General features: G+C 64.8%; 12 protein-coding genes. 3 read left to right on the forward strand and 9 right to left on the reverse strand.

Annotated features, from left to right (window positions below):
- The first annotated feature begins 78 nt into the window (after positions 1–78).
- Complete coding sequence (locus FGK63_RS14010) at positions 79–300, forward strand: hypothetical protein (protein WP_138843268.1); 222 nt, start codon at positions 79–81, stop codon at positions 298–300.
- Positions 301–669: 369 nt separating this feature from the next.
- Here FGK63_RS14010 and trxA read toward each other — a convergent pair whose 3' ends face one another.
- The 8 genes from trxA to regB form a co-directional block, all read right to left on the reverse strand.
- Entirely contained in the window at positions 670–990 is a 321-nt protein-coding gene (gene trxA, locus FGK63_RS14015; RefSeq protein WP_138843270.1) for a thioredoxin, read from the reverse strand.
- Positions 991–1,050: 60 nt separating this feature from the next.
- On the reverse strand, positions 1,051–4,407 hold the full coding sequence (gene addA / locus FGK63_RS14020; RefSeq protein ID WP_138843272.1) for a double-strand break repair helicase AddA: 3,357 nt from the start codon (positions 4,405–4,407) through the stop codon (positions 1,051–1,053).
- Positions 4,404–7,331 carry a double-strand break repair protein AddB gene (gene addB / locus FGK63_RS14025; RefSeq protein ID WP_138843274.1) on the reverse strand — a complete coding sequence of 976 codons (2,928 nt, stop codon included), beginning with the start codon at positions 7,329–7,331 and terminating at the stop codon, positions 4,404–4,406. The genes addA and addB overlap by 4 nt, the downstream gene beginning before the upstream one ends.
- Entirely contained in the window at positions 7,324–8,010 is a 687-nt protein-coding gene (locus FGK63_RS14030) for a nucleotidyltransferase family protein (RefSeq protein ID WP_138843276.1), read from the reverse strand. Before FGK63_RS14030 ends, addB begins: the two co-directional genes overlap by 8 nt.
- Positions 8,007–9,011, reverse strand: a complete 1,005-nt coding sequence (locus FGK63_RS14035) for an aminoglycoside phosphotransferase family protein (RefSeq protein WP_138843278.1) — start codon at positions 9,009–9,011, stop codon at positions 8,007–8,009. Before FGK63_RS14035 ends, FGK63_RS14030 begins: the two co-directional genes overlap by 4 nt.
- A complete protein-coding gene (tsaE, locus tag FGK63_RS14040) occupies positions 9,008–9,481 on the reverse strand; it encodes a tRNA (adenosine(37)-N6)-threonylcarbamoyltransferase complex ATPase subunit type 1 TsaE (RefSeq protein ID WP_138843280.1) in 474 nt (157 codons plus the stop codon). Before tsaE ends, FGK63_RS14035 begins: the two co-directional genes overlap by 4 nt.
- Before the next feature lie 41 nt (positions 9,482–9,522).
- Complete coding sequence (locus FGK63_RS14045) at positions 9,523–11,037, reverse strand: PAS-domain containing protein (protein ID WP_138843282.1); 1,515 nt, start codon at positions 11,035–11,037, stop codon at positions 9,523–9,525.
- Positions 11,038–11,105: 68 nt separating this feature from the next.
- Positions 11,106–12,503: a sensor histidine kinase RegB gene (gene regB, locus FGK63_RS14050; protein ID WP_138843284.1), complete on the reverse strand. Its 1,398-nt coding sequence runs from the start codon at positions 12,501–12,503 to the stop codon at positions 11,106–11,108.
- A 90-nt stretch (positions 12,504–12,593) separates the two neighbouring features.
- On the opposite strand from regB, the gene FGK63_RS14055 reads away from it, so the two are divergent.
- Both FGK63_RS14055 and FGK63_RS14060 read left to right on the forward strand, forming a co-directional pair.
- Positions 12,594–13,214, forward strand: a complete 621-nt coding sequence (locus FGK63_RS14055) for an SCO family protein (RefSeq protein WP_138843286.1) — start codon at positions 12,594–12,596, stop codon at positions 13,212–13,214.
- An 85-nt stretch (positions 13,215–13,299) separates the two neighbouring features.
- Positions 13,300–13,854 (forward strand): ActR/PrrA/RegA family redox response regulator transcription factor, encoded by a 555-nt coding sequence (locus tag FGK63_RS14060; protein ID WP_138843388.1) that lies wholly within the window; start codon positions 13,300–13,302, stop codon positions 13,852–13,854.
- A gap of 21 nt (positions 13,855–13,875) precedes the next feature.
- Here FGK63_RS14060 and FGK63_RS14065 read toward each other — a convergent pair whose 3' ends face one another.
- Complete coding sequence (locus FGK63_RS14065; protein WP_138843288.1) at positions 13,876–14,469, reverse strand: HD domain-containing protein; 594 nt, start codon at positions 14,467–14,469, stop codon at positions 13,876–13,878.
- Between the last annotated feature and the right edge of the window lie 108 nt (positions 14,470–14,577).

Genomic DNA, 14,577 nt, shown 5'->3' on the forward strand with positions numbered 1-14,577 from the left:
TTTCGGAGACGCGATTCTCCGCAATCACCCGATACCCGCAATGCCGCCGGCGCACTGTCGGCCCCTCAGGAGACCAACATGAAAGTCATCTATCCGCTCATCGCAGCAACCGCCCTGATCTCGGCCTGCGCACCAGGCGCCGCAATCGACAGCGATATGGAGCGCGGCCTTGTGGGGGCAGCTCTCGGGTATGGCGCGGCGAAGGCCGTCAATGGAAACGGCGACCGCGGTGCCATCATCGGCGGGCTTGCCGGTGTATTCTGCGACGATGCAGGCGTTTGCAGCCGACCGCGTTATTGACCGCATCCAGAAAACGTTGTGGGGGCGGATCAGGTTCGCGCCCTCACTTGCAGGCCGTTCCTGCCAATCTATCGCGCTCGTCCAGCCCGACTTTGCAAAGACCGCTTGCTGCGCACCCCGTTCCTTCGTGCAGTGCGAAGCTTCGGTCACAGTGCGTTCAAACCCGCCCTTAGCTGCACAAGATCAATGATCTGTCCGGGCAATTGGTTTGACGCAGAGGTCCAGGCCGTCTGGTGCCCGAAGTTGCGGTCGAGCTCCCCAAAATCGGCGAAGTACAATTCGGAACATGGCCACGGCAAACCGTGTACAAAACGGACAAAAAAAGAAGCGCCCGGTTGGGCGCTTCTCGAAACGCGGCTGTCGCCGGCGTCAGATCGATGCGTCGATCCAGCTTTGCAGCGCGGCCTTGGGGGCGGCGCCGGCGCGGTTCGAGACCACCTGGCCATCCTTGAAGATGAACAGCGCGGGGATGCCGCGCACGCCCATGGCGGCGGCGGAATTCGGGTTGCTGTCCACGTCCACCTTGGCGATCTTCACCTTGCCGCCGTATTCGGCCGCCAGCTCTTCCAGTGCGGGGCCGATCTGCTTGCAGGGGCCGCACCATTCAGCCCAGAAATCCACCACAACGGGGATGTCCGAGTTCTTGACTTCGGCGTCGAATGTTTCGTCGGTGACGGCTACGGTGGACATATTATGTCTCCTGAATGAAATGCGCTTGGGACAAGAAGGTAGGTGCCGCTCTATGGGAGGTCAAGATATCTGGGAGCGCCCGAGAGCTTCTGTCACAAGATCGTGTGGGAGCCACATCAGGCGCGCCGAGCGGGTCCACAATATGGCGGTTTTGACGGTCCGGTCCGGATAGATCTGCGCCAGCGCCCGGGCATATGCGCCCATCTGCCTCAGCAAGCCCTCGGGACAGGTTTCCGGCCCGTCGGGAACCGTGGCATTCGTTTTGAAATCAATGACCTGAACCTCGGTGTCGGACAGGATCAGCCGGTCGATCACCCCATGCATCCGGCGCGCCCCGATGTCGGCGGTCACCGGAACTTCGGCCAGCGCATGATCGGCAAAGACACTCGCCAGATCCGGGGCGGCAAGCACGGCGGCGGCTTCCGAAAACAGCTCCTCGCGGTCCGCCGGCGGCATGTCCGGCAGCAGCCTGGCGCAAATCACGGGCCAATCCGCGGGACCGATCCCCGGAAGATGCTCCAGCAACAGGTGGATTCGCGTCCCCCGCAGCTTGGCCGCCTCTTCGTCCTGCCCCAGATCACCGGGCAACGCCTTGGCCCCGCCCAGGTCCGATGGGCTGAGGATCTCCGGCGCGGTCACCGGTTCCGGCGCCGGACGCCGGAAGGTTGCGGGCACAGGCGCGGATGTCCGGTCGGGCTCGTGGTGCTCGGCCAAAGGCAGACCGTCCCAGTCGCCATGCGCCAGCCTGCGGATCCCGGTGCCGGGGATCTGCGCCGCCCCCGCCCGGTCCATCGCCGTTTCGACCATCTGGTACCAGCTGGAACCATCCTTGCCGACATCCCCCGCGGCCGCGACGATCAGCCATTTCTCGGCCCGCGTCAGCGCCACGTACAACAGCCGCATCCTTTCGTTCATCTGGCGCGCCTGCGCCTCGCCGCGCGCCTGCACAATGATGGCCGGCGACGCATCCCGGGACATGCGCCAGAGCGGCATCCCCTCCGAGATCATCACCTCGTCGTCCCTGGGCGGCCGCCGCGCGCCGGTGTCGGGAAGGATGACGATGGGCGCTTCAAGCCCCTTTGCGCCATGTACCGTCATCACCCGGATCATGTCCCCGACGCCGCTCATCTGTCGCTTGATCTCCAAGTCGTCGGTCTGCATCCAGACCAGGAAACCGGTCAGGCTGGGGATGTCCGTGCGTTCATAGGCCAGCGCCTGGGACAGCAGCGCGTTGATCCCGTCCTCGGCTTCCGCCCCCAGCCGCCCCAGCAACTTGCGCCGCCCGTCGTGGCGGGTCAGGATGCGTTCGATCAGGTCGTAGGGCCGCAGGAAATCGGTCTGGCCGCGCAGATCGTTCAGGACGGCAAGCGTTTCGGGAAACTCCGCCGCGCGGTTGCGCAGCGCGGTCCACAGGTATTTTTCCTCGCGCCGGTGCGCCAGATCGAACAACTGCCGCTCGCTCCATCCGAACAGGGGCGATTTCAAGACCGTGGCCAGCGACAGGCTGTCCTCGGGCGTGGCAAGGAACCCCAGCAGCGCGGCCAGATCCTTGACCGCCAGTTCGGCCCCGACCTTCAGCCGGTCGGCCCCGGCGATGGGCAGGCCGGCGGCCTTGCAGGCGCGGATGATCTCGGCGAACAGGTCCGACCGGCGCTGCACGAGGATCAGGAAATCGCCGGGCCGCACCCTGCGGCGCACGAACCGGCCGGGCTCCTCGCCGTCTTCAGGGATGGTTTCGCCCCGGTCGATAATGGACTTGATCGACCGCGCCACCTGTTCCGCAAGAACGACCGTGTGATGCCGCGTTCCCGGGCGGTCCACCGGGTCCGTCCAGTCGCCGTCCTCGGTTTCGCCGGCCTTTTCCACCACCGGCCACAGGTCCACCCGCCCCGGCAGATCGCCCTTGAAAGCGCGATGCAGGGCATCCTTGTGAAATCCGGCACCGGGGCGGTTCTCGAACACCAGGTCCACCAGGCGCAGGATCACGTCCGATGAGCGGAACGAGAATTCCAGCGTCAAATCCTCAAGGTTAGAGCCTGAATTCTGCAATTTCCGGCCAAATTCCCGCTGCATCCGGTCGAACGCTTCGGGATCCGCGCCCTGGAAGGAATAGATCGACTGCTTCTTGTCGCCGACCACGAAGATCGTACGCTCCACGTCCGACCGCGCCCCTTCGCCCGAGGTGAATTCCTGCGCCAGTTTCTCGATCACGTCCCATTGTTGCGGGCTGGTGTCCTGCGCTTCGTCCACGAGGATGTGGTCGATGCCGCCGTCCAGCCGATAAAGCACCCATTCGGCCACCGCCGGATCGCTCAGCAGTTGCCGCGCCTTCAGGATCAGGTCGTCGAAGTCGAGCCAGCCGCGCAGTTGCTTGCGCCGTTCGTATTCCGGCAGGAAGGCGGCGGCAAATCGGTGCAGCGCCAGCGACTTTTGGGCGGCAACCAGCGCCAACCGCAGCTCGCGACCGGCCTCGACCCGCCGCATCAAGGCCTCGAGTTCGGGCAACTTGTCCGCAAGAACGGCCTGCACCGCCTTGGTGGGAAAACTGCCGATCTTGGCCGAGAACGGTTCCCTGGCCGACGCACCCGTCAGCAGGACATCTTCCAGTATCGGCAGATTGGCCAGCGTCGGCTCGGTGAAGGCCACCAGCTTGTCCGCAGCCTTGGCATTGTTGCCGCCACTTTCCGCCAACACGGGTAGAATGGCGCGGATCAGCTCGACTTCGCCGCCCAGGTAGATCCTTTCGAGCAAGGCTTGTTCATCGAACCCTGCCGGCAGGTCGAACATCCGCAGCAACCCGTCCCAGTCCAGCGGTTGGGCAAAGCCTTCGCGGTTCTGGGCAATGGCCCGGGTCAGGCTGTCGAAGCCGGTATCGGTGACGAACCGGGCGACCGCGTCGACCAGATGCCCGTGCGCGCCTTCGGCCAGATCCTCGACGATCTCTTCCCGCAGCAGCGCCGCCGCGCGGTCTTCCATCTCGGAAAACTGCGGGCTGACACCGGCCTCCAGCGGAAACCGCCGCAGCAGCGAGGCGCAGAACGAATGGATGGTCTGAATCTTCAACCCGCCGGGCGTTTCGATCGCCCGGGCGAAAAGCGTGCGCGCATGGGCCAGACGGGCCGAATCGAGGGCCCCCGCCACGCCCAGATCGGTCAGCTGCGACAGCAACCGGGCGTCGTCCAGCATCGCCCATTGCCCCAGCCGCTTGAACAGCCGGTTCTGCATCTCGCTGGCGGCCGCCTTGGTGTAGGTCAGGCACAGGATGTGCTGCGGCTGCACGTCGCTGAGCAGCAGCCGCGCGACGCGGTCGGTCAGAACCCGGGTCTTGCCGGATCCCGCATTGGCCGCCAGCCAGGTCGAGGCGTCGGGCCGCGCCGCCTGAACCTGACGTTCCGTGGCTTCGTCGCGGGGGCTCATGTCAGATCCTCCGGCCGCGGCATTGCGGTGCGGTCCCATTCCCCGAAGCGGGCCAGGTGATCGTAATCCCCGGTGTCGCTGTCCATGTGCAGCATCCGGCGCGAAGTATAGCCCTGATCAGGCTCTGAATAAGCGGAAATCAACTTTCGCAGCTCGGCCAGAACCTTGTCGGCGGGCTCCGTGTCCAGAGGCGCGGGAACTTCCTTGTAGGATCCGCCCATGCCGATAAAGACCGCCTCGGCGACGGGTGCCGGGTCGAACCCTTCGATGCCGCCTTCTTCGGCCACTGCCGCCTCGATCAGCAGTTGCTTGTCGAACTTGGCCTGCTGGCTTTCCGAAGGCGGAACACCGGTCTTGTAGTCGTAGATCCGCAGCGCGCCGCGGCCGTTCCGGTCGATCCGGTCGGCGCGTCCGACGATGCTGAAATCCAGCGGATCCAGGCGGTATCGCATCGCGGCCTCAAAGGCGATGGGGCCACCATCGGCGCGGCGGGATATCTCGGCGGCCAGAAACGCGTCGGCGATGCGCTCCAACCGCGCCAGCCACAGTTTGCGCGCGGTGGGCCATGCCACATGTTCGACCAGCAGCGCTTCGGCCCGTTTCAGGAAATTCTCGCGGGTCAGAAGGGCCGCGTCCATCACGCTGTCCTGAATGAAGTGTTCGAGGATCTCGTGGATCACGATGCCCCGCAGCAGCGCGTCCGGAGCCTGTACCAGGGCATCGAGCGGTTTCAGGCGCAAAACATGCTTGGCGTAGATCGCGTAGGGATCGCGGATCAGCCGCTTGATCTCGGTCACCGAAAGCTGACCGGGCCGTGCCGCAACCGGAGGCCGGGGCGACGGGCGCTCGGCCGGTGCGACCGGGGTCGCCTCCTCCAGGTCCTCGGACCAGTCGAGCCATTGGCGCCCTCTGTCACGCATCGCCGCCAGGATTTCGGGGCCGTTCTGATCGGGAAGGCCCTGCAGCAGGTTGGTCAGGCGGTTCAGCCAGCGCGACGCCACGGTTTCGGCATCGTCCGAGCGCGTCGCCCGGGTCAGCCAGACCTCGGGCGCACCGATCGCCTGCTGGAAGTCATGTGCCGAAAGCCCGATGCGCCGCTCGGGCAGCAGCAGTCCGGCCTTGTCGCGCATCTGCCGGTTCAGCCAGGGATCGGGGGCGGAGGATTCGGGCCATGTGCCTTCGTTGAGCCCGCCGAGGATCAGCAGATCGGCGCCTTGCACCCGCGCTTCCAGCGTGCCCCAGATCATGATGCCGGGATGCACTGTGTCGCGGTCGCGCACCTCTTCGCCGGCAAGCAGGGTTCCCAACAGATCGGCAAAGTCGCGCGCCGTCATCGGGCCGCCGTGCGGCGCTTCGGACTCGAGCGCGGTCATCACCGACAGCGCCTTCTGGCCCGCGTTCTTGTCCCACAGCGTTCCTTCCCGGCCGCCGCTTCCGGCCGAGATCGCCTGCGCCAGCCGGCGCAGGCGCTGGACCCATTCGGTCAGAGGCAACTCGCCGGCGATCTGCTGATCGCAGAAATTGGCCGCGAGCCAGCGGATCCAATCCTCCGGCGCCTCCTTGCGAATGGCATAGTCGGTCAGGCTGGCGCTGTCGGGAAAAGGCGGGCCATTGCGCCGGAGGTCCAGTTCCAGATCGCGGGTGTGCAGCAGATGCTCTCCCCGGCTGCCGCCGTCGTGGCAGAGCGGGTGTTTCAGCAAGGTCAGCAACGCCTCGCCGTCCAGGCGGTTGACGAACAGCCCGGCCACATGGCGCAGGAACCGGCCCGGCGGCGAGAGTTGCAGCGGCAGACCGGCGCTGTCGTCGGGCAGGATGTTCCAGCGGTCGAGCGCGGCGCTCACCTGCCGGGTCAGCATCCGGTCCGGCGTGATCAGAGCGGCGGTCTGGCCGGTTTCCGCCGCGTGACGCAGGCGCAAGGCGATAGCCAGCGCCTCGGCCCGGGGCGATTGCGCCTCGACCAGGGTGACGTCCGCCATCGCTCGGTCCAGATCCGTCAGCCGCGGCCCTTCCATCATCCAGGCATCCGTGACAGGCGCCGGGCGCAGCGCCAGCGAGACCAGGCGGTTGCGCGAGGATGACGGCGCCTGATCGTCGGTCCAGCGGCGGATGTCAGCGGGCTCCAAATCGAGTTCCCGCATCAGCTTGCGGAACCGGAATTGCGGATGATCCTCGGACAGAAGCGCCTCGTCGAGGCCGGACCACACGTGATCGGGCTGGTCGAAATCGAACCCGGGCAGAATCAACGCGCCTTGCGGCAGGCGGGCCACGGCTTTCATCAGCATCAGTGTGGTCCCCCGCGATCCCGTCGAGCCGGCAAGAATGACCGGATGATTGGGCGGTTCTGTTTGCCAGCGGTCAATCAGGTTTTCGACCACACGGCGCTGTCGGGCCTGAACGTCCAGCGCGTCGTCGCCCGAGGTGATGAACCGGTTCGCGATGCCGATGAACGCCTGCGCCCGCGCCCAGTGTCCGGACAGGTCGCTGACATCGAGATCCCGGATCGCGGCGGCGGCAACGCCTTCGCCCTGCATTTCGTCGATAAGGGCGGCGAGGCTGTCCGCCAGATCAAAAAGCGATGATCTTGCGGCCAGGTCCGGTTGCTGATCCAGCAGCCGTGCGATCAACTGGGTCAGCTCCAGCCGCCGGCGCAGCGGAGGCACCGGAGGTGGCAGGCGTGAGAGGTCGGCGGTTTCGCCCAGATCGGTGACGAGCGACAGGCGCGGCAACAGGCAGGCAGGTCCTTGGTCGAACAGTTCGCGGATGCGGCGGGCCATGCGGCGGGTGTTGACGATCAGTTGCACCCGCGCCAGAGCTTCGGGTGTCTGATCGTCGGTGCGCAGGCTCAAGCCGCGGACCAGCGCCTTGGGGAAGTCCGTTCCGGGCGGCACCGCGAAGACGCGCGGCTGACTGCTGGGTTCAAACATCGGCCAGAACGCCCTCGGCCAAGGTGACGCCGCCAGGGTGGCCGACATCGCACCACCGGCCCGGATAGGTCAGCGCGAACAGCCGGTCCCGCCGCTGCATCCGGTCCCACAACAGGTTGAGCGAGAAAGCCTTTTCCGAAAACTCCTTCAGTTCTCCGGTCCGGATGATCTGGGCGCCGCCGTAGATCAGCCCGGGCCCGCGCCGAATCCGGCCTTCGGCATCGGCGGTGAAGTCCCCGGATCCGGCATGGCCGACGGCCTGCGCGACGGGCACGCACATAAGCAGCGCATCCATGCGCTCGGCGTCCCAGTTCCGGCGCAGCAACTCGAGTGGATTGGGCCCGGCCCAGATCGCATCGGTGTTCAGGGTGAAGACGGAATCGGAGGCCAGCAAAGGCAACGCGGCGCGCAAACCGCCGCCGGTGTCCAGAATCTCGGGCTCTTCACGCGACAAGGCGACGCCCTGCGGCCGAAGATGGGCCGCCAGTTGATCGGGAAGGTAGTGCAGGTTGGCGACGATGCGCGCGGGCCGGATGCCGCGTGCCAGGTCCAGCGCGTGGTCGATCAGGGGGCGGCCGCCGACCTCGATCAGTGGTTTGGGTCGGTCCTTGGTCAGCGCGCCCATGCGGGTGCCAAAACCCGCGGCGAACAGCATGACGGCATCCGGGCTTGCTGTCATGACGCCCTCAGCTTTTTCAGGTTCTCCGGCGTCGGCGGCGGCAGGGCATCGCGCAAGAGACCCGCAACCGCAGCCAATGCAGGATGCTCGAGATCGCGCATCAGATGATCCCATGTGACCGGGATCAGATCCACGTAACGGGGTTTGCCGTAATCCGTCGCCAGCCGGGCGAAGACGCCCAGGATGCGCAGGTTGCGCTGGGCGCCGAGCACGGCATAGGCGGTGCGGAAATCATGATCGTCGATGCCCCTTCCTTCGATGTAGCGGTTGACCATGGTCATCTCGATCCCGACCGGAACCACGCGCCGGACATCCTGCAGCAGCGATACCAGGTCGTAGGCGGGATGGCCGAGCATGGCGCATTGGAAATCCAGCAGACCCACGCGCCGCACGCCCTCGCGTTCCGGCAGCCAGATCAGGTTTTCCGCGTGATAGTCGCGCTGGATCAGAACCTTGGCGCCTTGCGTTTCGCGCTGCAGGACATCTTCGAACCGGGATTCGAACCGCTCTTTCGCATCGGCGTCCGGCGTTCCGGTTATCCCGTCCGCGTATTTCGTGAAGGCCAGCGCCGCCAGTTCCGTCATCAGGGCCGGACCGTAGCTGTCCAGCGACGGGACGGGCGCCTGGTGCAATTCGATCAACACATCCGTCGCCGCCTCATAAAGCGTGCGCTCCAGGTCGGGCTGACGGTCGAGAACCCGGGCGAACAGGTCGTCGCCCAGATCCTCCAGCAACAGGAATCCGTATTCCGTGTCTTCGGCATAGATCTCCGGTGCGCTCAGCCCCACCTCGCGCAGATGGTTGGCGATCTTGACGAAAGGGCGGACATCCTCGCCCTTGTCGGGCGGCGCGTCCATCAAGACCGCGGTGCGTCCGGTATCGGGATCCGTCAAGCGTTCGTACCGGCGATTTGAGGCGTCTCCGGCCAGCGGCGCCCGGGTCGCGTTGGCCCATGGGGTCTGGGCGATCAGTGCCTCGGCCAGCACCGTCCGGTTCGTCATGAAAGCATCTCCAGCAGGGGCGACCATTTCGGATCAGGGCCGGCGATCGTCAGATGCCGGGTCTCCTCGTGATCGGGATCGGTCGCGAAGTTTAAGGTCAGGGCCGCGGCCGGCGCCAGCGGGCCCAGTTTGTCCGGCCATTCGACGAGGCAGATGGCGGTTTCGAAGGCGTCCGAAAGCCCGAGTTCTTCGAGTTCCTCCACGGCCGACAAACGGTAGAGGTCCGAATGCCAGATCTCTCCCTTGGCGGTGTCGTAGACCTGAACCAGGGTGAAGGTGGGCGACGGGACATCCTCGGGCTCGGTCATCTGGGACTGGATGAGACTGCGCGCGAAATGGGTCTTGCCGCTGCCGATCTCGCCGCGCAGCAACAGGCAGTCGCCAGGCTTCAGTACGGCGCCGATCCGGGCCGCGATTTCCGCGGTTTCCGCCGGAGATTCGGGTGCGAGTTTCAACAGCGTGGCCGTCATGGCGCCACAATGGCCCCGAGCGGAGTCGGCTGCAAGCCGGTTCAGACGCCGGCCTGTTCCAGTTCATGAATTTCCGTCTCTGCGGCACCGGTCGCGAAGCGGACGATCGTGGCGCCGTTCTGGATCGGGCTGACCGTGCAGATCAGCTGCAACCCGGTGCGCGTTCGGATCGGCGCCGACCATTCGGCGCGGTTTTCCCGCATGTCCACGAAATCGCGTATCTCGCCCCAGATCGGCGTCGCGGCGCACCGGTCCTGCCACATCCGTGTGGCATCGATCACCGAAACCTGCACGAAACCGGACTCGTCCGAGGTGCCCCAAAGTCGGTGATAGGCAAAATTGGAGAAGGCGAGCGTGCCATCGGCGGAAAACACGGCGATGGCGTCGGCCAGCTTGTCGAGGATCGCCTGGACCAGTTCAAGTTCGGAACGGAACCGCCGGGTCAGGGTGATTTCGGCGGTGATGTCCTCGAACAGAAAGGCAACCGCACCGTCCGGGTGAGGCCGGCCGCTGACCGAGTAGACGGAACCCGAGGGCAGCGACCAGGTTTCCTGGTAGCTTCCGTCCTGCGCCCCTTCGAGCAGCGCGTTCATCTGACTGCGCCAACCGCGGTAGTTCTTCGGTTCGGGCATCATGTTGTGGTTCCGGAGCCTGTCGAAAAAGCTGGAAATGCCGGGGCGGCAACTCAGGAAATCGGCGGGCAGCGTCGTCAGATCGACCAGCGCCGGATTGAACAGGGCCAGCTGCCGATTCCGGTCAAAGATTGCCAGCCCGATCGACAGTTGCGCGAAGGTCTTGGCGAGCGTCTGCACGAATTTCCGCTGCGCGATCTCTGCCTCGACGATGGCGTTTACGTCGACCGCATAGCACAGCGTCTCGGCATCGCGGGGAACCAGGGACAGGTCGAACCACATCTTTTGACCGGAATCGTCGGCGGTGATGGAAACCCGCGTCTTCTTTCCCGGCAGCCCGTCGTCTTCGTTCCGCGGAAACACCGGCGCTGTCAGATCCGCACCCGGCCCGCGGATCCGCCGCGCCAGGGTGACATAGGCGGCATTGCACCAACGCACCTTGCCTTCGGCATCGTGCAGCCAGACGGGATAGGGCGCCTTGTCCATGGCCAGCCGCATGGGATCCCCGGCGGCGTCGCGGCTCTGGCCTGAACGCGGCTGTTCCGACAGGTCGCGCAACTGAACGCGCACCACACCGTCGATCCATTCGCATAGAACTTCGCGGTTTATGGCGCGGTCAATCGCCGGCACGGTGACGCTGCCCTCGGAGCAGATCACGTCCGGTGTGGCGGGAAACTCCGGGAAATCGCGCCGCAACAGCAGTCGCAATCCATCCCAGTCGGTCACGTTTTCATAGCCGGCAAGCGCGATATCCGAATGGGCGAGCAATTTGGTGCCGTCGAACAGGAACACCGCGTCGAAAATTGAGGCGGTGGACAGCATACCATAGGTCGGGTCATTGCGCCGCCGCCGCGGCGCAAGCCACAGGACGGCGAAGCTGGAGGTTGCGAGGCTGATCAAACCCAGAATGATCCAGTCAGCCATGAATGTCGCCTGCCCTTCCGAAACGCTGCTGACGACATTTCGCGGGGAATGGTTAACGAGGTGTTAACTCAGACCTGGAATTTCTCGTTGAGGCCGGATGGGACAGGATGATCGCCGGTCTGGGCGTCGATCAGGTTGCGCGGCCAAACCACCTTGACGACGGCGCCCCGCCGGTCGGGCTGGTCGGTCAGCGTCTGGTATGGATCGGATCCGTTCGCGAATTTCAGGTCCGCGCCGCTGCGTTCCAGCAATGTCTTGGCGATGAACAGACCCAGGCCCATCCCCTCGTATTCGGGCCGGGTCTTCTGGTCGGTCTCGGCCCGCCGGCGCCGGACGAACGGATCGCCGATCCGTCCGATCATGTGCGGGGGAAAGCCGCGCCCGTCGTCCATGATGCTGACGGTGATCCATTTCTCGGTCCACTCGGCATCGACCCAGACGTTGGCGCGGGCGAAATCGACCGCGTTCTGGATCAGGTTTCGCAAGCCATGGATGATCTCGGGTTTGCGCAGGATCGAGGGCTGCTGGACATCGCCGTCCTGCCCCGGCCCTTCGTCAAAGTGGATCTGCTTGCCGCGATGGATATGAGGTTCGGCGGCCTCGTGAATCACGGTGGACAGCGGCGCCTGCCGCAGGTGCAGGTCGTCCTTGCCGGCCCTTCCCATGTTCCGCAGGATGTCGCGGCAGCGGTCCGCCTGCTCGCGTATCAACGCGGCATCGTCGCGGAGGGCCGGGTTGTCGTCCAGCTCTTCGATCAGCTCGGAACTGGCGAGTTTGATCGTTGCCAGCGGCGTTCCCAACTCGTGCGCGGCGGCGGCGACCACGCCACCCAGGTCGGTCAGCTTCTGTTCCCGCGCCAAGGCCATCTGGGTCGCGGCAAGCGCCTCGGACATGGATTGCACCTCGGAGCTGATGCGGTGCGAATAGGCGCCAAGAAAGACGATGGCGATGACGATGGCCGCCCAGTTCCCGAAGACGAAGATGTCGGGAATGCGCAGGATGAACCCCATGTCCGTCCGCAGCGGCAGGTGCAACTCTGCCAGCAGGGTGACAAGGAAGATCGCGACGCCGCCGATGATCATGGTGGAGCGCAGGTTCATGACGTTCGCCGAAATCGTCACCGGCCCGACAAGCAGCAAGGCGAACGGGTTGTGCAACCCGCCGGTCAGGTAGAGCAGGAAGGAAAGCTGCAACAGGTCGAACAGCACCATCAGAAAGTTCTCGAACTCGGACAGGCGCTTGTTTTCGGGAAACAACAGGATCGCGGTCAGGTTGCCCATGACGGAAACGCCGATCGCGAAATAGCAAAGACCCAGTTCCAATTGCAGGTCGTACATGCGCTGGGCGACAGTTATGGCGGTGATCTGCCCGATGATCGCGACCCAGCGCAACAGGATCAGCGTGCGCAGGCGAATCCAGCTGCTGCGCTCCTGCCCGCGCCAAAGGCTCATGTTGGAATCCGCCATCGGTCGATTATGTCCTGTTGCAACCGCTGGCTACCTTGATAGGTGTCTGCGCTGCAACGTTCAACAACCGCTAACTTCAGGTAGGTTCCCATGACCCGTATTCTCGCCATTCTCGCGGCAGCCGTTGTCGTCGCGGTACTGGCCGTCACCTGGCTGTTCACGCGAGGCGGCGGATCGGACGACCGGTTCGCTCAGTGCCGTGCGGGACAGATTGCAGGCGGAACGGACGCGATCGGCGGGCCGTTCGAACTGGTCAACGCCAAGGGCGAAACGGTCACCGACAAGGACGTGATCACCGGCCCGTCGCTGATCTATTTCGGCTATACCTTCTGTCCGGACGTCTGCCCGCTGGACACCGCGCGTAATGCCGCGGCCGTCGACATCCTCGAGGAAAGGGGCCAGACTGTGACGCCGGTCTTCATTTCGATCGACCCCGATCGGGACACGCCCGAAGTGGTCGGCGACTTTGCCTTCAACCTGCACGAGCGCATGATCGGCCTGACCGGCTCGCCCGAACAGGTCAAGGCGGCCAGCAAGGCGTACAAGACCTATTACAAGGCTCAGGACAAGAGCGACGAATACTACCTCGTCGATCATTCGACATTCTCTTACCTGGTTTTGCCGGAATACGGGTTCGTGGAATTCTTCAAGCGTGACGAAACGCCCGAGCAGATGGCGGACCGGATCGGCTGTTTCCTGGAAAAGATGTAACTGCGATAGGGCGTTTGACCTTTCCGGAGGTGCTGGTAATACTCGGTTTCAAGCCAACGACAGAAGACCAGATGAAAGAATGAGCATGGCCGACACCACCCAGCTTGAAATCGGACCCGACAAGTCGCTGCTGCTGGTAGATGATGACGAGCCGTTTCTGCGGCGCCTGGCCAAGGCCATGGAAAAGCGCGGGTTCGAGATTGAGACCGCGGGTTCGGTCGCGGCAGGGCGCGCCATCGCCACGGCCCGCCCGCCCGCATTCGCGGTGGTGGATCTGCGGCTCGAGGACGGCAACGGGCTGGATGTGGTGGAAGTGCTGCGGGAAAAGCGGCCCGACTGCCGCGTCGTCGTGCTGACCGGATACGGCGCGATCGCGACCGCGGTGGCGGCCGTCAAGATCGGCGCGACGGACTATCTGTCCAAGCCGGCGGATGCCACGGACATCACCAACGCGCTGCTGGCCAAGACGGATGAACTGCCGCCGCCGCCGGAAAACCCGATGAGCGCGGACCGCGTGCGTTGGGAGCATATCCAGCGGGTTTACGAGCTGTGCGACCGCAACGTCAGCGAAACCGCGCGGCGCCTGAACATGCACCGCCGGACGCTGCAGCGCATTCTGGCCAAGCGCAGTCCGCGCTAAAGCGACACCGGCAAGGGCAAATCAAAGCTGCGCCATCAGCGCGGCATGGCGTTCCGTGTAGGCGTGACGCACTTCGACGGGGGGCCGCAGCCGGATGCTCAGCCCGTCGATCAATGTGCGATCCGGCCGCCCGAAGTACTTCGTCGCCTCCCGATCCGAGAACCCGGCAATCTGCGTCGCCTCCATCCAGGCGCTGATCCTGTCGGCTTTCTTGATCTGTTTCTTCACCGTTGCCGGTATCAGGGCCGGCAGGCCAAAGCGGATATGGATGGCGGCCGACAGCCGGTCGTCGAGTTCCCCGTAATCCGGCCCGACGGCGGATTTGACCGGAGAGATCATGTCGCCGATCACATATTCCGGCGCGTCATGCAGAAGCGCGGCCAGCTTCCATTTCACCGGTGCCTTGGGCGCGATCCGGCCGAACAGTTCCTCGACCAGCAGCGAATGCTCGGCGACGGAATAGGCGAAATCGCCCTCGGTCTGACCGTTCCAGCGGGCCACGAAGGCGAGGCCGTGGGCGATATCCTCGATCTCGATATCCACCGGCGTCGGGTCCAGAAGATCCAGCCGGCGACCCGACAGCATCCGTTGCCAGGCTCTGGGTCGTGTTGCCATTCTGCCATGCCTCACTGCGCGTGCCACGATTTTGCCACAATTCGCAGGCACCCTGTTTCTTATCCTGATCACATGCTGCCTACACCTTCTTGAGGGAACGTGCTTTGT

Source organism: Ruegeria sediminis (assembly GCF_005938215.1).
In the GTDB taxonomy this organism is placed as follows: Bacteria; Pseudomonadota; Alphaproteobacteria; order Rhodobacterales; family Rhodobacteraceae; genus Ruegeria; species Ruegeria sediminis.

Coding starts and splice junctions, on each gene's coding strand:
- FGK63_RS14045 (WP_138843282.1), bottom strand. CDS start 11,037: ATGGCTGACTGGATCATTCTGGGTTTGATCAGCCTCGCAACCTCCAGC.
- addA (WP_138843272.1), bottom strand. CDS start 4,407: ATGAGCCCCCGCGACGAAGCCACGGAACGTCAGGTTCAGGCGGCGCGG.
- tsaE (WP_138843280.1), bottom strand. CDS start 9,481: ATGACGGCCACGCTGTTGAAACTCGCACCCGAATCTCCGGCGGAAACC.
- FGK63_RS14060 (WP_138843388.1), top strand. CDS start 13,300: ATGGCCGACACCACCCAGCTTGAAATCGGACCCGACAAGTCGCTGCTG.
- addB (WP_138843274.1), bottom strand. CDS start 7,331: ATGTTTGAACCCAGCAGTCAGCCGCGCGTCTTCGCGGTGCCGCCCGGA.
- FGK63_RS14010 (WP_138843268.1), top strand. CDS start 79: ATGAAAGTCATCTATCCGCTCATCGCAGCAACCGCCCTGATCTCGGCC.
- regB (WP_138843284.1), bottom strand. CDS start 12,503: ATGGCGGATTCCAACATGAGCCTTTGGCGCGGGCAGGAGCGCAGCAGC.
- FGK63_RS14030 (WP_138843276.1), bottom strand. CDS start 8,010: ATGACAGCAAGCCCGGATGCCGTCATGCTGTTCGCCGCGGGTTTTGGC.
- trxA (WP_138843270.1), bottom strand. CDS start 990: ATGTCCACCGTAGCCGTCACCGACGAAACATTCGACGCCGAAGTCAAG.
- FGK63_RS14055 (WP_138843286.1), top strand. CDS start 12,594: ATGACCCGTATTCTCGCCATTCTCGCGGCAGCCGTTGTCGTCGCGGTA.
- FGK63_RS14065 (WP_138843288.1), bottom strand. CDS start 14,469: ATGGCAACACGACCCAGAGCCTGGCAACGGATGCTGTCGGGTCGCCGG.
- FGK63_RS14035 (WP_138843278.1), bottom strand. CDS start 9,011: ATGACGAACCGGACGGTGCTGGCCGAGGCACTGATCGCCCAGACCCCA.